The following is a 24509-nucleotide window of genomic DNA, read 5'->3' as shown; positions in this document are numbered from 1 at the left end:
TATCCTTAAAAGCTCACGCTTAATGAGGCGATAAAGGTGCGGCCACGACCTGGAGCGACTCCCCAGTCTATGCCTTTGGCACCGCCAGATAGCCAATATTCTTTGTCGAACAGGTTTTCGGCCTTGAGTCGTAGCGTGGTGTTAATGTCAGTAAAGTGGTATTTAGCGCCCAAGTCGAAGCGCGTGTAGGCTGGTAGCTTTAGCGTGTTATTGACGTTTTGTTCGCGCTCACCAACATGGAAAATACCCGCATTGATGCTTAACGCCTCCCAAAATGGCAGTTGATAGTCGACATAGAGATTTGCTTGAAATTCAGGCACATTGGCTGGGGTGTTGCCATTAAGCGCGGGCTCGCCGTCGAGCTTATCTAAGCTGGGGTCCATCAAGGTGATGGATGCTACGGTTGCAAGACCGTGAGCCAATGAACCACTAGCATTGAGCTCAATACCTTTATGTGACTGGACACCGTCTTGCACGAAATAGTTAGTAATGTGATTGTGGTACTCCAACATTTTTTCTATTTCGAAGACGGCTATCGAGTAGTTCATGGTGTCCGTTTGGTATTTTATGCCAGCTTCAATTTGTTCGCTTTCTTGTGGGCCGAGTGATTCGCCCTCGTTTATTGCACCGCTGCCGATGACTGCAACGCCGCCTTCCCCCGCGCCTTCTGAGTAACTGGCATAAAACGCGAGCTGATCGCTTGGGTTGTAGTTAAGACCTATGATGGGGGTATTAAAAGTTCGGTCGTCTAGCGTGGTTTTAGTTTGGCTAGGTAGAGTTTGCTCTTTTTTGTATTGAATATGACGCAGCCCTAAGGTGGCATAAAATACATCGTTAAAGTGCAAGGTATCTGTGATAAATAACGCGCTTTCAGAGGCTTCAGTTTTGGTTGGTTCTGGATAATCAGGGAACTGCGGTTTACTGCTATGAATTGGATTGAAAATATTGCCAACGGGGTTGGTTAACTCAAACCAACGCCCATCCTTTGACTCATAATCACGAATACTAACGCCGACGACTAGCTCATGTTCAATTGCAGCGGTGGTAAGTTGACCGCTGACAAAACTATGTGCGGAGAGTGTGTCATACGTTTCGTCTGGGGTAATGTGGATAGCGGCAGACAGCACATTACCTTGTGTATCAACCGAGTAGATATCAGGAAAAACGGTAAACCTGTCATTACCAGAAAGCGCAGCTTGGTTTACCCATTGCCAGGTGTCGTTCAACCAAAAATCAGCACGTGCGGCAAGGTTATATGACTCGGTTTGATACTTTGCCCAAGGTTGTCCGAGCAAGACATCACTGGTGTCGACATAGGGCGGTAATATTTTACGGTCAGGATCATTGGGGTCGCTGGCAAGTCCTATCAAAGGCTGTGATACAGTGCTTTTGTCTTGGTAATCGCCGTCTAATCGGATAAATAGGCGGTCTGAGACTTGCCAATCCAGTGCTGCACTAAAGAAATAGCGCTCTAAGTCATCACCACCGGTAAAGTCACCGTTTTTCTCTGCTGCGGCATTAATACGATAGCCGAGCGTTTGCTCTTCGGAAATTGGCCCACCGAGGTCGATGTGTAAATACTTTCCTCCACGGCTACGTACTTCTGTTGTGACATCCAAAAAGGCGTCCATGGTAGGGCGCTTTGTCACATAGTTGATGGTACCGCCGGGGTTGTTAAAGCCTGATACGAGACTTGACGGGCCTTTAACGATATCAATGCGCTGAATATTCTCTAGCGGTACATCTTGGTAGGGGGCAAGCGCTAAACCGTCGCGTCTTAGACCGTTAGTCCAATCTAGTTGAAAGCCACGCAGACTCACAAAGTCGAAAACCGTACCAATTGAGGTGTTTTGAACAGAAGCATCGTTGGCAAGCACTTCGCCTAGCGTTTTTACTCTTTGATTGCTGATCAGTTCTTCAGAAAATGATTGAATGGAAATAGGAAGAAGCTGTGGATCTTTCATCCCCAACGCCGAAGCGTTCACGTCTCTCGTGCTGTAAAGAGGCGCGCGAGTGCCATGCACATCAATTGTTTCAATGGATTGTTCGGCAACACTAAGTGAAGAATATAAGCTACTAAGCACGCTAACTGTCAGGAGTGACCTTGTCATTTTGTTATTCCAACTGCAAAAACGAATGTGAAAAGAACCATCATTTATTTGATACAAATGATTATTTTTAAAAATGTTATAACGTAACGATCTTAATCATGTTTTTGCGTGCTTGAAAAGAGGGGAGTTATTGCCAAAAGGTTATCCTTGGTGATTTTTGTTGTGAAAAGTAAAATTAATGTAGGTCGTTCAAAGTACCGGCTTTACGTGTTGAAAAAGTATAAATCTCAACAAGTATTATTTTTACAAATAAAAATCGTTCTCATTAATTTGTTTTTAAAGCGGGTGAGTTGATTTTTTGTTGTGAATTTTTGTATAAAAAACAATGTGAAAGTTTGTAAATGGTTTGCGTGTTATTCAGTACATCGAGCTTAATCTCACTGAATAACGCTGAACATATGCTCAGAGAAGTGCTTGCTGCTTGATAAAGGTAACGAGTTTCTCAGCAATGTCTTGATGCTCTGAAGCGGTTGGATGCCACACACAGCCTTCTAATGGTGAGTCGAATGTATGACTGTATAGTTTACTGATATCTTGCTGATTAAGCTTTGCAATTGCATCGTGAGTTGCTGGAATAATAAAGTTATATGGATATGCCGGACGAGGCATATAAATAATGGGGACTGCAGGATATCTTGCACGCAGCTGTTTGGTGAAAACGACCATCGTTTTTACCCACTGCGTTTTGACTTCATCAATAGTTTGCCAAGGCTCTGCAGGGGTTGGATCGGTACTAAAGTCATTGGTGCCTACTTCAATGACGATAAGCTGTGGAAACTTGTCTTCAAAGTCAGTGTTGTCGGTAAATACTGCTGACATTTTGTCGTAGTAACTACGCAACGTATGATGTGGTTGATTGCCGCCCCAATTTCGAATTAAGCCTAAACCTGAGTATGAAACTTGGGTAAAACTGGCTCCCAGCTGTTGCGCGCTCATATACGGAAATGCTTTACGCGCGTTACTTAAATCAAGAATTTCACTCCATTCACACTGTCTTTGAGTGGACTCACTGCCAAAGCCTGCGCTAATTGAATCGCCAATAAATAAGATATGGGGCTGTGGCTGCTGGATTGAGTCTAATTTTCCGTCCACATCAACACTTAGGATCTGGGTATTGTGTTCGTAGTGCTCCCAGCGTTTAACGAGTTCAATTGTGACGGTTTCTGTCTTTGTACTTTCAAATAGCGTGAAGGTCTCCGCAACACCATTGGCGTTGGTCTTTAGCTTTTTTGTAAATTTGCCATCAATCAATACATCGAATTGATCGCCATAGCCCATCAACTCGATATGAAAGGCACGACCAGTGAGCTTGGTATGCAGCTGGCTACCCGGCCAATTAAAACTCACACTGCCATCGGCATAGTTTTTACTGACGCGTCCTTCATAATGAATCGCATGATGGGTCGCTGCGTGATTTGCGGCACTGGCTACGCTTCCAGAAGCTAATAAAGCCACCGTAACTAACGTTTTTAACATGTTGTATTCCTTGTAGGGTTATTCATTGAATAATGTAACTGGTTTAAATAGGTTGTGAGTTAATTTGGGCTTGAAAATTATTCACTTAACAAAGGAGAAAATAGAATATATCACTGGCAGGAAGAGAGTCGCTCAGGTACATTACTCTATGTAATCAGGTTAAGGAGAAGTAGCTGATGACGATTGTAGAACAGATAGTTGCTAGAGATATTGAAGCGGTTATTGTATATGAATCAGAGCAGGTGATTGCGTTTGCCGATCATGACCCCATAAACTTTGGCCATATCTTAATTTGCCCCAAATCCCCTTATGAAACGCTTCTTCAGGTCCCTGAATCCATACTGGCTGAAATCCACCGCGTTGCGCGTGACCTTTATGTGCGAATTGAGCGTAAATTTTCCCCAGATGGGATTACGCTGGTGCAAAACAACGGGCATTTTAACGAATTGAGCCACTATCACCTGCATATTTTCCCCCGCTATAAGCGAGATAGTTTTGCGTTTGGGCGCGATGGGCTCAATATTAAACCTCAAGAGGTTTTGCGTACCTCACTTGAGGGGTTATAGATGCTCGGGGAAGTATTAATTAAGGTTGTTGTGACGCTATTGCTTTGTATGTCACTTGTCTGGACTTTGTTGCCTTGGGCGTTTGGGTTATTAAATTTCCAAAAGAAACATGGCTACCCACTCTACAACATTGGCCGAGTGTGCTGGTGGGTAATGGTTGCTATGCATCCCGTATTTGCTATTGGCATTTGGTTTTTCGATGCCAGTTTAAGTAAGTTAATATTTAGCCTAGCGGCAATGCATTGCTTTTTTGGGATAATGTTTGCCAGAAATGTAAGCACGCAATAAATCAAAAGGTCATAAGTGAAGATTACCATCAATGCGATTCAGGGCGAGGATGCGGATGCCATCGAAAGGTTAATGCGTGAAGTCTCAGAGGCTGACGTCTTACCGAATTTTTCGCAGCTTGGCAAAGACACTTATCTAAACGAAATAATACCTGAAGTAACTCAAGTCATGTGCAACGCCAACTTTGTCGGTGCCAAGGCGTTGATAAACGGTGAGCTGATCGGGTTTGCTTTATTAAGAGACGGTAACTACCTCACCCATTTATTTGTTGCTAAGTCAGCTCAAGGTAAAGGGGTTGGCCGGCAGTTATTAGATACTGTGTTAGCGAGTACATCCGCAGCTCAAATCTCGCTATGTTCATCGCTTAATGCAGCATCGTTTTATCTTGCGCTAGGTTTTCAGGCGACAGGGCAAGAAGCACAGAAAAACGGTATTAGATTTGTTCCAATGAAGTTAGACCGAACTTAAGCAAGGATATTTTATGACATTTCCAATTAACGGCTCGTGCCAATGTGGTGAAGTAAGCTACACGTTAAAAGCAGCACCTAAAATGGTGGTCGCCTGTCATTGTAAGGCTTGCCAAAAACTGTCAACCAGCGCATTTAGCATTACAGCCATTGTTGATAAAGACGATATTGAATTTTCGGGTCCGATGAAGGAATGGCGACGCCCTGCTGACAGCGGTAACGTTAGCGGAGCTAAGTTTTGCCCAACTTGCGGCAATCGCATTTACCACTTTAATCCAGCAGAGCCGAATTCAATTAAACTCAAACCAAGTAATTTGGACGATACTCGCCTTATTCAACCGACGGCCCATGCATGGGTTAGTGAAAAGCAAGACTGGTATACCATCCCAGAGGGCGTCATCGTATTTGATAAACAGCCTTAGCCTGCTCTGATGTGTTCAACGTCAATTATTAAGCAAGTGATCGCGAAGGAGTGTGCGCTTCACCGCAAAGAAAATAGGCATAATATGGCGCTGTGTCGCGAACTCCTTCACCCTCAATTTATTGAGGTTGGACGCTCTGGAAGCCAATATAACTTAGGCCAGATCCTATGCTTAATGAATGAAGAAGAATGGCCAGATGGGGAGGTAGTAGCAGAGCAGTTTCACTGTGCTTATATGAATAGTGACGCTTTGCTTCTTACTTATCGCTCCGCATGGCGGAACACTGATGGCACGCTTTCAGAGCATGCCTATCGATCATCTTTATGGGTCGAGCAAAATGATAAGTGGCAGTTGTTACATCATCAGGGTACGCCCACCAGTTTATTTTAGTGCTGTTTTTACGACATAGGTTGGGTTGTAAAAAATCACAAAAGTAAATTTTAAGTAATTGAAAATGCGACTACACTAAATCGACATAAGAAGAATATCTGCTAGACCAAGATCTAAGGAACGAGTATGTCAACACCTCAACCCGGCACTGTTGTGAGTAATGCACAAACCAGAGCCGCTAATTTAACGACGACAAACAGCAATGAAGTGCCAGCGACTAAACAATTTGTAGTGAATGCCACCGGCAACTTATTTATCGCAAGTACGCTAAACAGTACCGCAGGTGGAAGTGTATTGCCGCAAGAAGCTGAAAATGCGTTTGGTGAAGTGAGTGTATTTTTTGCTGCTTTAACCAAGGCGATGGCAGAGTCAGGCACGAGTTTATATGACTATGACGCGCTCAATAAATTAGTCTCAAGTTCAGGTCTTTTTGTCAAAGTGACAGAGAGTAATATTCAGTTTGAGAGTAAACAGACAGGGGTCACACTATCGAGCCAGTTGATTCAAACTTTACTAGGGCTCAGTGGTAATTTAGCCTCCATAGGTAAATCATTGATGGATATGATCGCTGGTATGGGGCAAGCCTCGGTAAGTATTAGTGCGAGTTCCGACAGTCAAGACAAAAAGGTCGGCACCATCATTTTTGTTTGCGAATATTTACTCGGTGCTATTTCTATTGCGCCAATTGTTATCTCAGCGGATGCCAATGATGTCAAATCGGTGTGGCAAGCAGGCCCTTGTTTAAAAGGGGGCCATACGGAGATACAACTTACACTTTGTAAGTCTGTTTATTTATTCGTTCCTCCTGCTTTTGTTAAGCAAGCGGCATCGCTCAATGAGGCGATGTCAGATCCAGAGTTTAATAACCTGATTGAATCAATGCGAAGTGTCATAGCCGCACCGCCGCAAACCACAGCAGCCAGTAAAACGACTAAAAAGGACAGTTAATGTTGGGAGTAAAAAATGTTCTCAACTTGGTTTAGCAAGCAAGATAAACCGTCAAAACTGCAATCAAAGCCAATATATACCCCAATTACTAAACATTATGTGTTTAATGAAACGGGTAATATCATGTTGTGTGCAACGGCGGATAGCATTCAGAGCTTTGACACTGACTTAAAAAGTGCATTCGTTGATATTAGTGTGTTTTTTGCTGCGATGACAAAAGCGGTGACGTCGACAACAAATCCGGTGACGGGTAAGCCGTTTTCAATATTTAACTACCAAGCTGTGAAAAATATTTTGGTAGAGTCAGGGCTTTTCATTGAAACCAATGTGGAAGAAGGCACTTTTAGTCACGATGGCGTAGGTAATACGCTTGGCAAAGCGTTGTTTCAGCATGTCTTAAATCGAGAGTTTTCTGAAAAGCAGCTGCCTTTTGCCAAGTCCATGTTTAATGGTATGCAATATCAAAGGGCGAAGATGGCAGAGCAATCTGAGATGACGGAAGCGCAGCAGCAGTTGTGCCGCAGTGGTAGCATCTTTTTTATTGGTGAGCTGTTGATGGGCGTGCCACAAACGTCGGCAATTTTGCTCAGTATCGAACCACAAAGCGTTGCCCAGTCGACCGGCGATACCGAGAGTGACTGGCAAGATTTATTTTCGTTGGCTGGGTTAGATGAAGACAAGCATCAGCCCAAGCACATCGTGCGTCATTGGAAATTTAAAAAACGTACTTATCTATTTGTACCACCGCAGTTTATTTCTCATGCGGTGGCTGGACTTGGTGAGCAAAGCAATATTGATTTTGAGGAATACAGTCGCAAATTGGCGCAAAGTATTACTCCTAATCACAGCGTTAGCTAACTTCAAATATTATAATCTTAAAGCGCCTTAGCTAATTCGGTTAATGCGCTTTTTGCTATGTCTAAATCAACTTGCTCTGTTTGCCAATTACCGAGCGCAGCACGGATCACCTTCTGTCCTTGCCAACTCCCTGGGCTGACAAATATACGGCCGTCCGCATTAATGGCATGAAGAAGGGCGGTTGTTGCTGCGTCATCTTTGCCACTTGGCTTGAAAAGCACTACGTTGAGCTCTCCGTAATAAACTAAATCATAGTCTGGAGAATCAGTAAACCAGTCTGCAAGTTGTTTAGTTTGCGCAATATTTTTGCTTACCCATTGACGGACCCCGTCTTTACCATACGCAAGTAATGACATCCAAACGGGCAGCGCCCTAAATCGACGAGAGTTTTCTACACCCATCGAAAAAAAGTCAGGATCGGCTTTTGATGTGACTAAGTAAGGCGCTGGAACATCACAGCTTTCAACCAGATAGTACAAATGACGAGTGAGAAAAATACCGCAGTCGTATGGTACATTGAGCCACTTGTGTGCATCTAAGGTGATACTATCGGCTAACTCTAGCCCCTTAGTGCGACTTTCTGAGCCAGAGACCAGACGCTCGAAAATGCCAAATGCAGCATCAACATGCAGCCAAGCTTGGTGTTTATCGCATAAATGGCGGATCTGAATTAAATCATCAAAATTAGTGCCAGTAACCGTGGCGGCACTGGCGATGACAACTTTTCCTTTGGCGTTACTTGTTGCAAGCGCTGACTCAAGCGCTGCAATATCTGTAGCCTCATTGCCTACTTGCGTCGCGATTCTAGTGATTTGGTTGCGGCCAAGGCCTGCAAGACCAAGCGCCTTAATCATACTCGCGTGGGGCGTCGCGCAAAAAACCTCAATTTCCAAACCGAAGGCTCCTTCTTCTGCCACATTGATCCCTTGTTGATGCCCTGCAAACTGGCGTGCTATGACTGCACCTAAGTAATTTGCTGCTGTCGCCCCTGTAGTAAAAAGACCATCAAAGCTTGCTGGTAGGTCGAATAATTCGGTTAGCCAGCGAATGGCCTGCCGCTCTATACTGGTCGCAATGGAGCCATCGCCTTTTGAGACATTTTGGTCATAGGTTGACACTAGCCAATCGGCAAAGGTGGCAACAGGCGTTGCGCCGCCGGTGACAAATCCCCAATACCTAGGTCCAATACTGGTGCTTAAGTTTGGCACTACTTGTTTACTAAAAATCTCTATCAGTGATTCAAATGCAATTCCAGACTCTGTGAGTGCTAGGTCGGGCGGAGCAATATCGCGACCTGCGACTGGACGGCTATTGTTAGACTGTATAAATGCCTCGGTAAGTTTAGAAAACTCAGTGAGCAATTGGGGTAATGCTTGCCATTGGTTGTGTGTCATGGTCATGTGTCAATCCTATTTGTGAACGAATACTGGAATTACAGTGTAACTTCGGTAAAAATGCAGTACAGATACAAAGTTATTGGTTGTTAGGGATACAGATGGCGAGGAAGTTTATTACATTAAGTGAGCAGGTGATTGCAGAGATAAACGCCGGTGAGCGTCAATGCGGTGAAAAAATGACTTCACTTAGGATCTTTGCCAAGCAGCATGGCGTGAGCATGAGTACCGCGATTAGAACCTATGAGGAATTACAGGATAATGGCTTTTTAGCTTCTCAAGAGAAGTCTGGCTTTTATATTTGTAAACCGAAAGCGAAAAATAGTGACATTGACTTTGCCACGTTTACGAGTGAAGTAAAATTTCCCAAAAGTGCGTTAAGACCCTCTGTCGTAGGGCTCAATACGATGTTATCGACGGTGCAAGTAGCACCCGAGTTGATGCCCATAAATCGCCTGACTAAGTTTATAAAGCAAGCGTTCGACTCTCCTCAGTATCACCATTTTCATTATCCCAATGCGATGGGACTGAGGTCGCTTAGAGAGAATCTAACCAAGCACTTTAAACAAAAGGGGTTGGCGCTGAATCCTGATAATCTCGTGGTGACTGGCGGCTGTATTCAAGCCGTGATGGCGGGACTGCAGGCTGTTACAAAAGCGGGGGATTGTGTGGTAGTGCCATCACCTTGTTATCAAGGTTTATTGCAACTGCTTGCAACGCTACAGCTCAAGGTGATTGAGATCCCAACGACGCCCGAAGGACTCGACCTAGAAGCCTTGGAACAGGTAGTGACAACGCAAAGGGTATCTGCGTGTTTGCTTACGGCAAACCATCAAAATCCAACGGGGCACAGTCTATCTGTGCAACAAAAAGCGTGGCTTGCGGATTTTGCTGTGCGGTATCAAGTGGCGATTATCGAAGACGACGTCTTTGGGGAGCTGAGCCATAATCACACAATGCCTTTACCGATAAAGGCGTGGGATAAAGCCGGATATGTAATTTGGTGTAGCTCAGTGTCTAAGACGTTAGCGCCGGGCTTGCAAGTTGGATGGTGTGAAGCTGGGCGTTATCAAAGCCAAGTGGCCGCGCTCATGCAGGCATTTCACGGCATGCCAAATCAATGTTTACAAATGGCGGTATCACGATTTATTGAGACAGGACATTACCAGCGCCATTTACGGACGCTTAATCGCACCTTAGCGGCACACTGCTTCGCTTACCAAAGCTATTTGAAATCGCGTTTACCAAAGGGCTGTAAAATATCTTCCCCTCAGGGCGGGATGGCATTATGGCTGAAACTGCCTAATATTGACTGTGATGCACTCGCTTTACGGCTCGCTGAACTTGGTGTTGAAATTCGCCAAGGCAGCTTATTTACAAGTCGTGAGTTGTATCAAGATCATCTGCGGATCAATTGTGGTTGGCCGCTTGATGTGGCAAAACCTTGGTTAGATAAGCTATGTGATTGGGTACTTCATAATTGCGCCAAATTATAGTGTTAAGCTCGGTTCAGATAATACAACAAGGAATAAAAAAATGACTGTATTACTCAACGCAGAAACCCAAGTAAATAGCGAAGCGCTCAATGCCATTGCACATATGCCAACCAAGAGTCTTGGCGTATTACTCGATAGCGACTTTACGCGTAAGCTTTGCGATCAAGACTTTATGCGCATTGCTGTTTTGCTGGCAAAAAAGGGTTATGAAGAGGGAGGTTGCCCAATTGGTGCGGTTATTGTTGATAACGAGACCAATCAAATTGTAGGTAAAGGACATAATACGTTAGTGCAAGAGAGCCACCCATATAACCATGGTGAAACCTCGGCAATTCGAGATGCGGGACGGATTGATTTTAGTAAAACCACTTTGTATACCAGCCTAAGTCCTTGTGACGTATGCGCAACATTACTCTACATGCGTGGTTTTCAGCGAGTCGTGGTAGGGGATATCACTAATGCTTCAGGCAATGAGCCGTTACTTGAAAGTAAGGGCGTACAAGTCGATATTTTAGAAGATGAGCAAGGTATTGCCTTGTATCAACAATTTCGTGCTGAAAAGCCAGAACAAGATTTAGAAGATTGGCAAGGTCTGGCAGCGGTAAACGCGGGTCATAAGTAGCTAACTGTACCCATGGCGAGGTAAAACCATTACTACATGATGTACTGGATTATCAAATGAAATACTTTCTGAAGCAATCTAGCCATTGCTGCTGATTGAATTGCAATGCAAATACGGGCACACTGACCGAATGATTATTTAATTTATTGAGATAAAATGATTAGGAAAATTTTATTCCTTGTAGCGCTACTTGCATCAACCAAAATAATTGCTTCGCCGCAAGAAACAGTGCATTTTGTAGCGGAAGACTTGCCTCCCTATCATTTTATTAATGGCCAAGGAGAAGTGGATGGTGGCCTAGTTGAGCTTGCTCAAGCGGTAGCAGATAAAGCAAATGTTACTGCTAAAATTGAAATAATGCCGATGGCACGTGTGTTACACGAATTAGAAACTAAACCTAATGTGGTGCTGTTATCTTGGCTAAAAACACCAACTCGAGAAGTCTATTTCCGCTTTTTGGGGACAATGTGCCATACGTCCGCATCACTTATTGGCCTGAAACAATCTCAAACGCCAATAAACGATCTTGACGCTGCAAAGCGCTATCGTACTGGAACCATACGCGGTTACTATAGTGAAACCTTTCTCAAACAAGCTGGCTTTTCTGAAGGTTATGAGTTGGTATTAGTGTCAAACTACCAAAGTCTTTGGAATTTATTGTTTAAGGGCCGGATTGATTTTGTACTAACCAACACACTAACACTCGAGAAAGAACTAAACGCCCTTAAGCTGGACCCAAAAGCAATTGAGCATAAGTTACTTCTTGAGCATTTCCCAAGTGAGTTGGCTCTGGCGGTGAATGCAGAGTTTCCCAATGAGCTTGCGAACCGCCTGCAGCACGCACTAGCGGAATTAAGTCAAAGTGGTCAACAACAAGCTATTTTGGAGCGCTGGAAAATACACTAAATTGAATGCAGCTGCTTGGTTTCGTATGTTCCTAAATTAGTATAAAGTGTGTAGACATAAATTTAGCGCATTAAGGATAGGCGTGATGTTGCAAGAGTTGGTGAGTTATTTTGGCATACTAGCAAGTATATGGATGCTGGTAGGGGTGTATGGCGTTGCCAAGCGTTATCCAAATTATAGTCACAAAAATCAATTTTGTAGTGAGTTAGGTGCCAGTGGTAGCCCAACAGAACGATTGTCTCCCGCAGTTAATAATTACCCCTTAGCCTTGCTATTTTGTTGTTTTGGTTTTTATATCATCTTGGTACCCGAAGGGAACTGGGCGTTAGGTGTTATTGGCGGTTTGATTGTTTGTCATGGTCTAGCAACCGCTGTTGCAGGTTTCTTTCCTATGGATCCCGATCCATACACAACCTCGCCAAGTCGAGCGTGTACTATTCATTCTTTCGCGGGCATGGTAATGCTATTAAGCTTACTCATCGCCCCTTTATTGGTCTGGTTTGTAAGCCCGTTAAACTCGCTATTTGCTTGGTTTTCTACCGTTTGTGTACTTGTTTGTGTCGGTTTTAGCTATCAGCTTGCCAACGCTTACAAACAAAAACGTAATAGTGGGCTCTATCAGCGATTAAGTTATGGCACTCAGTTAGTTTGGCTGAGTGCGCTGTGTTTTATAGTGTAAGGTGTTGATAAGCCGATAAAATGGCTTGCGCTTCGGGTTTGCCTTTGGCAACTCGTGCATAATGATCCAACGTTTTCTCTAAATAGCGTTTGGAAAGCGTTCCTTGTTGCCAAATCGCTTCGCCCAACGGGGTTATGGCAGCGCCAGTCTTACCTGAAGTAAGATAGAGCACTTCGTAAATACGTCGATTTTCCTCAACCAGTGATTCATGGGTCAGCTTAAGTGGCAAAGATTGCAAGGTTTGCCTCAGGGTATAATGATGATGAACTGGGCAAAGCAAGAAATCGACCTCGTCACGCAAATTGCAGCAAAGACTTGTCATCAGTTCTGCGGTTAAGTCGCCGCCAACACCTGCGATGATCACTAATTGCCTGCCTGAGTATTGTGCAAGAGGGAGCTTCGCAACGTCTTGGGTGTAAAGGCTATAGCGCGTTTCGGCTTCTGGAAAGAAGCGTGTGAGATCCAGTTTCACTTTCGCGATAAGCGCTGGGACTACATCAACAAAGTGTATGTGCGCTTGGCTCGAATCTAAAAACTGTGCGCCAAGCTGGCCATGATCGCAGCAGCAGTCCCAAATATGTTGATAGTCTTCAGTAACAACATCATGCAAAGTCTGTAAGCGTTTTCCAAGCTTCAAGTGGATTCCTTTTATTCAGGCGTAGGTATGGTGGCGCGTTGCACTAAAGTGGTTAAGTAGGCGATGAATAAGGTAGATTGCACAGAGACTTACCGTAATTGCAACACTCACTGAACTGAAGCGATACAGTGCGCTGTAGATCAAATCTTGATTTGGTGCGAGAGACTGACCAAACAAGATCCCAAAAGTGGTAATAATACCAAAGCCAATCCCAGGAGCACCACCACTTAGCAAGTGGTAGCGGCTAAAAATGAAGACTAAGATCCATAAAATCAAAATTGGAAAAAGCAAAATTTGGCTATAGGTTTGCAGTAGGATTTGCGCTGCTAATGCCAAGTTACAACCTATCAGCGTGCCAACTGCACGTTGCCAGCCTGCTGTGCCCGCCGCTTTCCAGCTCAGTGGAAAGAGGATTAATATTGATGCCGCTTGGGCGGAAACGGAATCTTGTAAATCTAGGATTTGGAATACCATAAATGAGAGTGTGGCTACGGTGGCGCACAGTAAGACTTCATGGCGAATACTTGCAGCATCTTTTGCTGGCCGTGGCGGTAATTGACGCACAATAACGTCCGGAAATAACCAATGCATTACATATGCGGTTGCGATACTAATGATAATAGCCAGAGAGTTACTGGCTATGAGTGAATATAAGCCACCACTGGTTGAAGCATAACTGGCAAAATGAAGTTGGATTGATAGTCCCACCACACTCATTGCACCAAATAAGAAATTAACGCCTTTGCTCATTTGCAAAAACAAAAAGGCAAATAAGGCAAAGGTGAGTAAGGACATTAACGCAGGGTGGAAGCCAAATAGCCCTTGTAGCACCAATACCGAAAAGGCACAGACCAACCCACTTAAGATAAACTGGCGCACTATGTGTGCGTTTAACATTGGTACTAACCCAAGTAGCAGCATGGGATATACGGTAAAAAAGATACCGTACGGCCAGTTGAGCAGTTTGCTTAGTGCAAAGCCTAGCGTACTCCCAGTTGCAATACGCAGCATCTGTCTTAGGTCATTGGCGTTCAGTGCAACTTTCATATCAATAAACGTAGTGAAGTAGACTGACGAATTTGATTTGCGCTTGTGCAAGGGTTGCAAGCAAAGTGCTTTCAGGCAGGACTTGAACTGTCGCTCTGGCACCACTTGCTAGTATAGGTAATGGCTCATCAAATGCTAAATGAACGCGTTGACGCTGCGCATCTCGCACCCAGCGATTGGAGGTCTCAACGGCAGCTAATTGGCCGTCGGCATTGAGTTGTCCATCACTGACGCCAGCAGAAAATTCATGGATCACGGCGGGGTAGACTTTGCCCGGTAACGCATCAAAACTCACTAACGCTTGTTCACCAAGTTTGACGTGGTAAAGCGATTTTTCTCTGAAATCCGCAGCTAAGTCAACATTGTCCGAAACCAAACTGGTTAGGCTCACACCCGTGCGAGCATAGGTCCCCGTGGTGATCTGTAAGTTACTAATGATGCCATCATGGGGCGCGCGGACTTCGGTGTAGCTGAGTTGCAATTTAGCCTGCTCTACGGCATTTCGTGCTTGCATTAGTGCAATATTCTGTTCGTCGGTTGCACCACGCTTTACTTCAAGCGCATGTAGATTAGCTTTGAGTGCACTGAGCTGTGACTTAGCCGTCGCAAAATTTGCTTGAATTTGATCTGATTCCTGCGTTGAAATTGCGTGTTGTGACAGCAAAGATTGGCTGCGTTTATAAAGTCGCTGTTGCTCATCATACTTGGCTACAGCAGCCTCTATTTGTGCTTGCTGCGCAACCACCTGTGCGTCTAATTGTTTGTTCTGTTGATTAACTTCTGCCAAAGCGAGCTCAGCCTTAGCTAATGCTAAACGATACGGCGCTTCATCGATAGTAAGTAGTAGTTGCCCTTGCTGAACTCTTTGATTATTGCTGACATTTACTGCAAGCACTTCACCACTGACTTTGGGCGTCACTTTGGTTACTTGATGATACACACGTGCCTGAGGCGTCATTGGTATATAGAGATCAGCAAAGATAAAATAGCTAAAGCAGAGGGCAAAAAGGGCGATTGAAACCTTTACGTAGCGGGAAAATTGCTGATCTGGACTAAGTTTACTCACTGGTACTCCCATTTTCAGAAATATTGTCACAACATTGCTGAGCATTGTTCTCAAGTTTGACCAACGCATGTGCGATAGCATTGAGCTCGTCATCGCTAAGCCCATGATATAAAAGTGCCTTCACTTCACTGATCCGCATCTTTAGCTGCGCTAACTGGGCTTGCCCGTGTTCGGTGAAGTAGATTTTACGACAGCGTTTGTCTTGCTTATCAATGCGGCGCTCTATCACGTTATTTTCTTCTAACTGTTTCATCGTGCGAGTCAGGCTCGGCATTTCGATATCTAAACTGCACGCCAATTGGTGTTGTGTGCAACCTTCACCCAAATGATGAATATGCATCATGGCGGTCCAGCGTGGCTGGGTAAAACCGAGTGGCTCCACAGCTTGGGTTACGGCTTGACGGCAAATTCTATGGACTCGGCCTAACTTGCCACAGAGACTAAGATCGAGCGTTTCATGAAAGGGAAGTGACGACATAACTTAAGATATATTTACTTAGCATGCTAAGCATTCTAAAATAGTTAGCATGCTAAGTAAATGGTGTGTGTTTAGGTTATTGCAATATTAGCTTTAACTCTCTGAATTGGCAGTGCTTATTTTTAGTAAGAATCGCGCATAGTGAATACAAACGTGGCTAATTACTGCGATCGCAACGACAAGTTCAAGCCAAACTAGGTATTGCAACACACTTAACCAGCCTGGGCTTAAGTGTTCGCTGCTTAGCCAAGTGACGACTTTACTAATGGCGGTGACGCCGATGACTAATGGAAAGGTATATGCCGCAAAGGCAGGACTAAATGGCAGCCGTAGCAGCTGAATAAAAGCAAGGTATATCGCTAGGGTCATAATAATAGCGACGCTCAGTAGGGCAAACACCACGCCAGCCGCTGGCATTGGATGGACACTTAAATATCCTGCTAAACATAGACTAGCAGGCGCTGCCATGACTGCAATTGTTGGTTGGGTTTGCTGTGGTATGGCACTGCCTCTACATAAACGGTAAATCATGAACGGTAGCAGCAGTAAGTAAAATATCACTCCCAAGTACCAGAGCCCCATCGCCAATGGTTGCAACGCTGACATGCCGTTAAAGGTGACATCGGCAACGACAAACCCCACTGGGGGAATAAACCAACTTGGCACAAGCTGGTTAAGCTCAAAATTGCGGCTGCGAAAATACACAAAGCTGGCTAGCAAACCCAGATGAACTGCAATGGCGAGTAGCCAAACCACAGTTGCAATAAGGTGAGAATAGGCCGCGATGCTATGAGAAATAACCATGATTGTCATGGCGCTGGTTGGTAAGACACTCCCAACCACTGGATGCGCGAGATCTGCTCTTAATTGAGCGGGTTGATGAATAAACTTAAGCACTAACAGCAATAAAATAAAGCCAGCCAGCAGTGCACTTAAAGGTTTTAACACAAAAAATGCGGGAAAGAGGTTACTGATACACCAGCCTAAACTAGCCAGCCCAAGAGCAAGACCAGACATAGGGGTGGGGATATTGGCGGTGAGTTTTTTACTGTAAGAATGAAGAGTAGCCATGCGTAATTTCACAATAATTGTTCGATGAGGGAATAATACGCTTGCGCTTTAATTAAGAATATCTGAATATATTTAAATTAGTGTTCAGTAATTCTTAACGCCAATGATAACCCTTAAGCAACTCAATGTATTTACGGTAATCGTGCAAGAGCGTTCGATCACGGCTGCAGCGGATAAGCTATGTTTAACTAAGGCTGCTGTTAGCATGGCTCTGGCGGAGTTAGAGCGTCACCTCGAACAACCATTATTCGATCGTGTAAATAATCGATTAATGATAAATCCAGCCGGAGAGTTATTACTACCGCATGCGCATCAAGTGCTAGATAGATGTCGCTTCTTAGAGTCCCTATTTAAAGAAAGCGAGAGGCTATATGGCGAAATTAAAATTGGTGCCAGCGATACCTTAGGCAATCATTTGCTGCCTCCCATGCTAGCGGCTTTTCAGCAGCAAACAGGGCATACGCAGCAGCAGTTGTTTATCACCAATACGGCGAAAGTGTGCGCTATGCTTCGTGACTACGAATTAGACATTGGTTTTGTTGAAGGCCGAGTGATAGGCGAAGGTTTAGACATCATGCCTTGGTTTGAAGATGAAATGTGTATCGTGAGTGCAATGGACTTTGCGGTAACTGACTTTCAAACGCTGATACAAAGTCAATCTCGTTGGTTGTTGCGGGAACAAGGCTCCGGCAGTCGAGAATTTTTCTTAGCGAATATTGCAGCGCAGCTTACGTCGTGGCGAACCGCGTTTGAGTTAAATTCCACCGAGGCGATTATAAATGGTGTGGCGGCAGGGCTCGGTTTAGCGTGTATCTCAAAATACTCCGCTGAACATGCCATAGCACAGCAACGAATTAAGGCGCTTTCAGGTTTAAAAGCCGCACCGAGGCAGTTTTGGTTGGTGACGCGTAAAGATAAATTTCAAAGCCCAATATTAACGCGACTCATTGACTTTGCGACGCACTGGCATTGAACTGGGTTGTGGACCTAACTACTTAGTATACCTTGCAATGGGTATAAACTTCACAAACGCTGAATGAACTTTCTCAAACCTCGGGTCTTATAGACAATAGCATATTAAGAGGTTAGATATGTCGTTTAGAACTATCGATTATTCTATTTCAGGCGTGTTAGCAGTGAGCTTATTACTGCTTGGCATTTCATTTTTGTTTGGCGCTGGGCCAAGTACCATTTCCGGTACCTTTAGCTTTTACGGGTTAACAGAGTGGGTGCCTGTTGCCACACTTGGCATTGTATTTGGCTTTGCGTTAATGGTTGCCGCGGGTCTAGTCATTTTACAGCAATGTAAGATTATTCCTGCGGCGTGGCCGCTTGCCTTAATCGCCATCATTAGTTTATTTACTTTGTTGACGTTGTTTGCCGAAAACCGCTGGATAGCAGCTCATGGCGGCTTTCCCGTTATTGGTTCTGGGCAAGGGATCATCAAGTATTTTGCGTTAGTACCCATCGCACTATTTCTATACTGTCGTCATCATATCAACACGCGAACGCTAGTGTGGGCGAACTATTTCCCGGTGGCATTGGTTTTAGTCTGGATTGGCGGAATGAAATTTCTCGAACTCGAAGCAAAGGCAATCGTGCCGCTAGTGGAAACTTCACCGTTTATGTCTTGGATGTATGACTTGTTTTCCGTGCAAGAAGCCTCAAATGTTATAGGCGTCTATGACGTTTTGATGGCAGGCTTGCTCGGCATTGGCATTTGGTTTAATCAGCGAGTCTTGATTGGCGTTGCAAGCCTTGGGTGTCTTGCGGTGTTTGTTATGACACAAAGCTTTTTGTTTACCGCAGCCGGTGCGTTCAGCGACATGAGTTTGCTTGGTGGTTTAGGACAATTTGTGATTAAAGACTTGTGGTTCATCGCCAATATCATGGTGCTGGTGTTTTTGACATTGGAGTCCAGCTCAGCTGAGTCTTTAGAGCCCGTGGTCGCGTAAATTTCATTGTGATGCAGCCCGGCTGCCAAAAGAGCGTGACCTAAGTTGCGCTCTTTTTATTTTTATCACATATGCCAGATGTACCAAGTGAAGTTTTTTCCGAAAATAGTCTTGTCGGCAGTGAAAATTAAATGTGAATAAGTTAAGGTCATAAAAAGTTGATATCAGTGGTCTAAGCTAGATTATCAAACGTATACAGCAAGATGCCATTGGCATTAAGTGGCAAAGTGAGCAAAGTTTAAAAGCTGCATGCATTGAAATGGTGTATGTATCGAAGTAGCAAGTTTAAAGAAGATAATTGTATGGAAAGACCAAATACATTAAAGCCAATCTGGCTTTCAGGTGGCGACGTGGAGAAAAAGCGCGCTGAGATCAAAGCATACTTCAACAATAGCTGGCAGCAGTACGAATCATTATTTAGCAATATCAACAATGACGACGCCTATTTTGTGAAGGCTGAGCGGTTACGGCATCCGCTCATTTTCTATTTCGGTCATACCGCTTGTTTTTACGTTAATAAGTTGATGTTAGGGAAATATATCACTCAACGCGTTAATCCACACATTGAATCTACCTGTGCAGTTGGCGTAGACGAAATGTCTTGGGATGACCTTGATAGCAATAATTACGATTGGCCAACAGTGCCAGAAGTGCGTGCTTATCGCCAACAAGTGAATGCACTTATTAACGGGTTAATCGATGAGATGGATATTACCCTACCAATCACTCAAGATAGCCTTGCGTGGGTTGTCCTAATGGGGATTGAACACGAACGTATCCACCTAGAAACCTCTTCTGTAATAATGCGGATGTTGCCGCTGGCTGACTTGACTTTACAACCCGGTTGGGAAGCGTGTGATGAGTACGGTGATGCACCTGACAACAACCTAATCTCAGTAAGCGGTTGTGATGTTCGCCTCGGTAAACCTGAATCAAATCAAACCTACGGTTGGGATAACGAATATGGTGTACAAGACGTCAAAGTGGCACCATTCAAGGCCAGTAAATATGTGGTTTCAAACCAAGAGTTTTTAACCTTTGTCGAAGCTGGTGGCTACAATCAGCCTGAGTTTTGGACGGCTGAAGGTCAAGCTTGGCTGGCTTCAACTAAATCAACCATGCCGCGTTTTTGGGTAAAAAAAGACACAGGATTTTGGCAACGAAACTTAGCCGAAGAAATCCCTTTACCACTCAATTGGCCAGTTGAGGTTAATTACCTTGAAGCGAAGGCTTTTTGTAACTGGAAGTCTGAGCAAAGTGAGCACTTTGTACGCTTACCAACAGAAGCAGAGTGGCAAGTACTACGCGATAAGCTTGATGTTGATCTGCCGACATGGAGCGAAGCGCCGGGAAACATCAACCTTGAGGTATGTGCTTCAAGCTGTCCGGTTAACCGTTTTGAAACTGAAGGTTTATTCGACATCATCGGCAATGTTTGGCAATGGACGGAAAGTCCGATCGACGCATACAGCGGCTTTAAAGTGCACCCTTTATACGATGATTTCTCAACCCCTACTTTTGACGGTAAACACAATTTGATCAAAGGTGGCTCCTGGATTTCTACAGGCAACGAAGCCGTGCGAGATTCACGTTATGCCTTTAGACGCCACTTCTTCCAACATGCAGGATTCAGATACATCGAAAGTGAAGAATCACAAGTGCCAGTGCAAAAGGTCAACCTGTGTGAAATGGATGCGGACGTTGCCAATGCGCTACATAGCCACTACGGAAAGCCAGTTATGCATTTTGGCAATCCATTGCAAAGTGTTGTTTCACAGCTAATGGTGCATTATCAAGGTAATACAGATAAAGCGCTGGATTTGGGTTGCTCGGTCGGTCGTGCAAGTTTTGAATTAGCGAAACACTTTACTCAAGTAGATGGCATTGATTTTACTGCGCGCAATATTCAACACGCGTTGGCCTTAAAAGAAGGCACGCCGGTACGCTTTGCTACCGAGATTGAAGGTGAAATTGTGGACTTCCACGAAGTGTCTACTTCGCAATTAGGTTTTAATGAACTCAGTGAGCGTATCCATTTCTGCCAAGGGGATGGGCATAACCTTAAACCACAATTCGCCGAGTATGACTTAATCTTGTGTCATCGTGTTGTGGAATACTTATATTCACCAAAAACCTTTTTAAACCAAATTAAATCGCGCTTGAATGCAGGCGGGATCCTTGCGATAAGCTCAGCCTATCAGTGGGATAAAGCGCTAACCCAAGCACAAAACTGGTTGGGCGGTTATAAGGTCAGTGGTGAGAACGTCACGGGCCGTGATGGTTTAGAAATTTTACTGGGACGAGATTTTGAACTGTTGGCTGAAGATGAAGTAATGTCCGCCATAAGCAAAAACGCACGTAAAGTTGAACTAGAGCGATGCCAACTTACGCTATGGCGTCTTAAATAGTCGTTGATACACATGCCAGCCAAAGTGCTGGCATGACTTTTTAGGTTAGAGAATGGAATTAGTATTACCCGATCACATTAAGTTTAGTCAAAGCTTGGCTACTCCCATCGACATCAACTTGAGTGATTCCTGCGCTCAAGGCGTCACGCTTGGCGAACTTATTGAGCTTGGTGGCGGTAAAATGCCAGACATTGAACTGGGTTACAATCCGATTGCGGGCAGTGAAGGGCTAAAAGCGGCGATTAAAGCTTATCATCTGCCGACGACGGCATGTGTGGATCTTAATCAAATCGTGTCATTTAGCGGTGCTCAAGAAGCTATTTTCACTACGATGGCGCAATTACTAGACCCACAAGATGAGGTGGTGGTCTGCACACCAAGTTACCCATCGCTTGCAACACTTCCCAAACAGTTTGGCGCTATCGTCAACACGGTGGCATTGCGAGAAGAGGACAACTGGCAGGTTGATATAGAAAGACTCAAAAACGCAGTGACGACAAAAACCAAACTCATTATTGTCAATGCTCCTCATAATCCAACGGGCGCAGGCTTGACTGACAATGAAGTTGGACAAATACAACAACTGGCAGAGCAGTGTGGTGCTTACATATTAAGTGATGAAGTATCAGCACAGAGCCATGGCGATGACCGCGCCGCAGGTGGGCGTTTTTCGGCTTATCCGCGGTCGATTACGTTAGGCGTATTATCTAAAAGTATGGGCTTGCCTGGCATCCGAGTAGGGTGGGCAATTTGCGGTTCGAAAGCACTAGCTGATGCGCTGTTGGCCGGTAAAAGCTACTTAAGCATTTGTGGCAGTAAAGTGGATGATTTATTGGCGACGACTGCATTACTGCATAGTGAAACTATCTTAGCGCATAATGCAAAAATCATTGCAAACAACGTCCAATTGATGCGTGAATTTGCCAGTTTATACTCGCAAAAAGTAACTTGGGTTGAGCCGCATGGCGGTGTGTTGTCATTGCTGAAGATTAATTCAGTAAGGGATCCTGAAAAGTGGTCACGTCAATTTGCAGAGACCTCGAACACGCTATTGTTACCCGCAAAGTTATTTCTATTGGAGAGCGAGTGCCACTTTCGTTTAGGAACGGGCAAGCGTAACTTTGCCGCTGGTTTGGCAAGGCTCGAAACATACCTCTAAATTAATCCAGCATTCAAACTAAGCGTCTATGATAGGCAGTGTTATTTTCAATTAATGCAGGAAAGGAAAAACCTATGGTAAACGTTAAACATTTAATGGCTGGCTTTTTGGCCGTCATGCTTAGTGCATGTGCTTCAATGGGCGATGGTGACAAGGTTGAAAAGCAACGTGCCATCCTAGATATGAAAAACGATGTACTTACTCAGCTCTACAGCAAAAAGCCAGATACGCGTTCGCAAATTGCGGCAGCGCCGGGCTATGCTGTTTTTTCTAATGCCAATATTAATCTGCTATTTGTTGCAGCTGGAACAGGTTACGGTGTCGTACACGATAATACGGTAGGAAGTAACACCTATATGAATATGGCTGAAGGTGGTGTAGGCCTTGGTCTAGGTGTAAAAGATTATCGTATTGTGATGGTATTCCATACTCCTGAAGCAATGAATAAGTTTGTTACTTCAGGCTGGACGTTTGGCGGAAATGCAGATGCTGCAGCGAAAGCCGCTAAAAAAGGTGCGTCGGTAGAAGGCGAAGCCTATTATGGTGATGTTACTGTGTACACCTTTACTGAAAGTGGTTTGGCACTGCAAGCAACAGTAAAAGGCACTAAGTTCTGGAAAGATAAAGAGCTAAATTAACCTGATATAATAACGATTTTAGAGAAAAGCCCCGCAAGTCGGGGCTTTTTGTGATTTACTCTTTGATTTCTGTGGCGTTGAGACTTTTCTCAAAACGCCTATTTAACAATTGGCAGACGATAGTCAACACAATGGCAGCGAACATAAAGCTTGAGAACGGCAAAGGTGACTCAGGAACCGCGAGTGCAAGTAAGGGGCCGACCAAAGCGCCACTACCAAATCGTAGCGTGCCTATCACTGCGGTCGCAGTACCGGTTTGATGCTCAAAGCCCAGTAATATCAGCGCATCAGCGTTGCTGGCAATGATCCCCAAACTCATCATCAAAGGTGCAATGGCAGAAGCTAGCACCCAAACCGAGACTGATTGGCTGCTGAGTATGACCAGTAGTGTCGCGAAGACGATACCAATAGTAAGACCGATATTGAGCATTTTCCTAGAACCAAGCCTTGGCACTAAACGCGTGTTGGCAAAGTTACCGAGCATCAATGCAATCACATTCATGGCGAATAACACTCCAAATAGCTGCTCCGACACGCCATAATACTCAAGATAAATAAATGAAACTGAAGTTAAAAAGCAAAAGAATGCAAATGATGCCAGCATCGACGAAAGAATATCGTAGCGGGCTTTCTTTTGTGTTAATACAATGCGGTAGTTTTTTAAGAAAAACGATAAGCTAAGCGGTACATCAGCTTTGGTCGGGATTGCAATACAGAAAAACTGTAATGCGATGATAACGAGTATTGCATAAACCGCTAAAAACCAAAAAATGGCGTGCCAATCAAAGTACAACAAGATCAACGCACCAAGAGAGGGAGCAATAAGTGGCGCGATCATCATGATCATCGAAACATAAGACATCCCTTTGGCTGTGTGTTCTTTGTAATAATAGCGGATTACACCTGGTACAACGACAGTCGCTGCGGCACCACAAAATGCTTGAACAACACGTAAGAAGCAAAACATATCGATGTCATTCGTTAGCGCAAGCCCAATTGACGATGCGGTAAAGCCGACCAAGCCCCAAATAGCTAACGTCTGTCTTGAGAATCTATCAGCAAGGGGGCCAAACACCATCATGCCTACAGCATAACCTGCTAAATAGCTACTAAGAGAAACCTGTACTTGCTCAAGCGGGCTATTCAAGCTGTCTGCAATCGCAAGCATCGCGGGGAGATACAAGTCGATAGCCAAAGGCGTTATCGCGACAATACTAGCCAGTAATGGCAAGAGTATTGCTGGGAGTGTTGATGACTTCATATGTTGGTATTGTTACCTTGTTAATGTTAAGCAGAATAAATACACCAATCAGAGACGCTTTATATGGAAATGGAACTCGGTGCACTAGAGTGGAGCAACGAAAAGACGGCGTTCTGATCAGCAGAAGTTCATGAAAAATTTTTTATATTGTACTAAGTTAGTCTCG

25 protein-coding genes are annotated in these 24509 nt (G+C 44.4%); 16 read left to right on the top strand and 9 right to left on the bottom strand.

The window, feature by feature from the left end:
* Positions 1-5: 5 nt before the first annotated feature.
* Together QSH61_RS11580 and QSH61_RS11575 are read right to left on the bottom strand one after the other, a co-directional pair.
* Positions 6-2111 carry a TonB-dependent siderophore receptor gene (locus QSH61_RS11580; protein WP_206471007.1) on the bottom strand — a complete coding sequence of 702 codons (2106 nt, stop codon included), beginning with the start codon at positions 2109-2111 and terminating at the stop codon, positions 6-8.
* Between the two features lie 402 nt (positions 2112-2513).
* A complete protein-coding gene (locus QSH61_RS11575) occupies positions 2514-3587 on the bottom strand; it encodes an SGNH/GDSL hydrolase family protein (RefSeq protein ID WP_206471006.1) in 1074 nt (357 codons plus the stop codon).
* Positions 3588-3763: 176 nt separating this feature from the next.
* Here QSH61_RS11575 and QSH61_RS11570 point away from each other — a divergent pair, with 176 nt between their 5' ends.
* The 7 genes from QSH61_RS11570 (at position 3764) to QSH61_RS11540 (ending at position 7526) form a co-directional block, all read left to right on the top strand.
* Positions 3764-4153, top strand: coding sequence for an HIT family protein (locus QSH61_RS11570; RefSeq protein ID WP_010605155.1), 390 nt, complete (start codon positions 3764-3766; stop codon positions 4151-4153).
* The gene (locus QSH61_RS11565; protein WP_174170079.1) at positions 4154-4441 is read left to right on the top strand and encodes a hypothetical protein; all 288 of its coding nucleotides are present in this window, start codon (positions 4154-4156) and stop codon (positions 4439-4441) included.
* Between the two features lie 15 nt (positions 4442-4456).
* Positions 4457-4909 (top strand): GNAT family N-acetyltransferase, encoded by a 453-nt coding sequence (locus QSH61_RS11560; RefSeq protein WP_174170080.1) that lies wholly within the window; start codon positions 4457-4459, stop codon positions 4907-4909.
* A 13-nt stretch (positions 4910-4922) separates the two neighbouring features.
* Positions 4923-5330, top strand: a complete 408-nt coding sequence (locus QSH61_RS11555) for a GFA family protein (RefSeq protein ID WP_010605152.1) — start codon at positions 4923-4925, stop codon at positions 5328-5330.
* A 9-nt stretch (positions 5331-5339) separates the two neighbouring features.
* Positions 5340-5720 (top strand): nuclear transport factor 2 family protein, encoded by a 381-nt coding sequence (locus QSH61_RS11550; RefSeq protein ID WP_102057052.1) that lies wholly within the window; start codon positions 5340-5342, stop codon positions 5718-5720.
* Between the two features lie 126 nt (positions 5721-5846).
* Complete coding sequence (locus QSH61_RS11545; protein WP_010605150.1) at positions 5847-6668, top strand: hypothetical protein; 822 nt, start codon at positions 5847-5849, stop codon at positions 6666-6668.
* A 15-nt stretch (positions 6669-6683) separates the two neighbouring features.
* On the top strand, positions 6684-7526 hold the full coding sequence (locus tag QSH61_RS11540; protein WP_102057051.1) for a hypothetical protein: 843 nt from the start codon (positions 6684-6686) through the stop codon (positions 7524-7526).
* Between the two features lie 17 nt (positions 7527-7543).
* Here QSH61_RS11540 and QSH61_RS11535 read toward each other — a convergent pair whose 3' ends face one another.
* Complete coding sequence (locus QSH61_RS11535) at positions 7544-8926, bottom strand: pyridoxal phosphate-dependent decarboxylase family protein (RefSeq protein ID WP_206471005.1); 1383 nt, start codon at positions 8924-8926, stop codon at positions 7544-7546.
* A 95-nt stretch (positions 8927-9021) separates the two neighbouring features.
* On the opposite strand from QSH61_RS11535, the gene QSH61_RS11530 reads away from it, so the two are divergent.
* The 4 genes from QSH61_RS11530 (at position 9022) to QSH61_RS11515 (ending at position 12623) form a co-directional block, all read left to right on the top strand.
* Positions 9022-10416, top strand: coding sequence for an aminotransferase-like domain-containing protein (locus QSH61_RS11530; RefSeq protein WP_206471004.1), 1395 nt, complete (start codon positions 9022-9024; stop codon positions 10414-10416).
* Between the two features lie 40 nt (positions 10417-10456).
* On the top strand, positions 10457-11038 hold the full coding sequence (locus QSH61_RS11525; RefSeq protein WP_174170083.1) for a nucleoside deaminase: 582 nt from the start codon (positions 10457-10459) through the stop codon (positions 11036-11038).
* A 156-nt stretch (positions 11039-11194) separates the two neighbouring features.
* Positions 11195-11944 carry a substrate-binding periplasmic protein gene (locus QSH61_RS11520; protein WP_010605145.1) on the top strand — a complete coding sequence of 250 codons (750 nt, stop codon included), beginning with the start codon at positions 11195-11197 and terminating at the stop codon, positions 11942-11944.
* A gap of 85 nt (positions 11945-12029) precedes the next feature.
* Complete coding sequence (locus QSH61_RS11515; RefSeq protein WP_174170085.1) at positions 12030-12623, top strand: DUF998 domain-containing protein; 594 nt, start codon at positions 12030-12032, stop codon at positions 12621-12623.
* On the opposite strand, the gene QSH61_RS11510 is transcribed toward QSH61_RS11515, so the two are convergent.
* The 5 genes from QSH61_RS11510 to QSH61_RS11490 all read right to left on the bottom strand — a co-directional run bounded on the left by QSH61_RS11510 (position 12613) and on the right by QSH61_RS11490 (position 16922).
* Entirely contained in the window at positions 12613-13260 is a 648-nt protein-coding gene (locus QSH61_RS11510; RefSeq protein ID WP_174170086.1) for a tRNA (adenine(22)-N(1))-methyltransferase TrmK, read from the bottom strand. The two genes, QSH61_RS11515 and QSH61_RS11510, sit on opposite strands and share 11 nt — an antisense overlap.
* 15 nt (positions 13261-13275) lie before the next feature.
* Positions 13276-14307 carry a DUF2955 domain-containing protein gene (locus tag QSH61_RS11505; RefSeq protein WP_206471003.1) on the bottom strand — a complete coding sequence of 344 codons (1032 nt, stop codon included), beginning with the start codon at positions 14305-14307 and terminating at the stop codon, positions 13276-13278.
* Position 14308: 1 nt separating this feature from the next.
* Entirely contained in the window at positions 14309-15373 is a 1065-nt protein-coding gene (locus QSH61_RS11500; RefSeq protein ID WP_206471002.1) for an HlyD family secretion protein, read from the bottom strand.
* On the bottom strand, positions 15366-15851 hold the full coding sequence (locus QSH61_RS11495; RefSeq protein WP_039497284.1) for a MarR family transcriptional regulator: 486 nt from the start codon (positions 15849-15851) through the stop codon (positions 15366-15368). Before QSH61_RS11495 ends, QSH61_RS11500 begins: the two co-directional genes overlap by 8 nt.
* A 93-nt stretch (positions 15852-15944) precedes the next feature.
* Positions 15945-16922: a TDT family transporter gene (locus tag QSH61_RS11490; RefSeq protein WP_174170089.1), complete on the bottom strand. Its 978-nt coding sequence runs from the start codon at positions 16920-16922 to the stop codon at positions 15945-15947.
* A 103-nt stretch (positions 16923-17025) separates the two neighbouring features.
* Here QSH61_RS11490 and QSH61_RS11485 point away from each other — a divergent pair, with 103 nt between their 5' ends.
* The 5 genes from QSH61_RS11485 (at position 17026) to QSH61_RS11465 (ending at position 23082) form a co-directional block, all read left to right on the top strand.
* Complete coding sequence (locus tag QSH61_RS11485) at positions 17026-17895, top strand: LysR family transcriptional regulator (protein WP_174170090.1); 870 nt, start codon at positions 17026-17028, stop codon at positions 17893-17895.
* A 118-nt stretch (positions 17896-18013) separates the two neighbouring features.
* Positions 18014-18877, top strand: a complete 864-nt coding sequence (locus tag QSH61_RS11480) for a DUF417 family protein (protein WP_174170091.1) — start codon at positions 18014-18016, stop codon at positions 18875-18877.
* A gap of 302 nt (positions 18878-19179) precedes the next feature.
* Positions 19180-21285, top strand: coding sequence for a 5-histidylcysteine sulfoxide synthase (gene ovoA, locus QSH61_RS11475; RefSeq protein WP_206471001.1), 2106 nt, complete (start codon positions 19180-19182; stop codon positions 21283-21285).
* 52 nt (positions 21286-21337) lie between these two features.
* Positions 21338-22444: an aminotransferase class I/II-fold pyridoxal phosphate-dependent enzyme gene (locus tag QSH61_RS11470; protein ID WP_206471000.1), complete on the top strand. Its 1107-nt coding sequence runs from the start codon at positions 21338-21340 to the stop codon at positions 22442-22444.
* 74 nt (positions 22445-22518) lie between these two features.
* Entirely contained in the window at positions 22519-23082 is a 564-nt protein-coding gene (locus tag QSH61_RS11465; RefSeq protein WP_010605134.1) for a lipid-binding SYLF domain-containing protein, read from the top strand.
* Positions 23083-23137: 55 nt separating this feature from the next.
* Here QSH61_RS11465 and QSH61_RS11460 read toward each other — a convergent pair whose 3' ends face one another.
* Positions 23138-24343, bottom strand: a complete 1206-nt coding sequence (locus QSH61_RS11460; RefSeq protein ID WP_206470999.1) for a Bcr/CflA family multidrug efflux MFS transporter — start codon at positions 24341-24343, stop codon at positions 23138-23140.
* Positions 24344-24509: the final 166 nt, after the last annotated feature.

Source organism: Pseudoalteromonas sp. JC3 (assembly GCF_030291895.1).
Classification (GTDB): Bacteria; Pseudomonadota; Gammaproteobacteria; order Enterobacterales; family Alteromonadaceae; genus Pseudoalteromonas.
The sequence above is the reverse complement of the archived record's forward strand: the minus strand, read 5'-3'. Positions and strand labels throughout refer to the sequence as shown.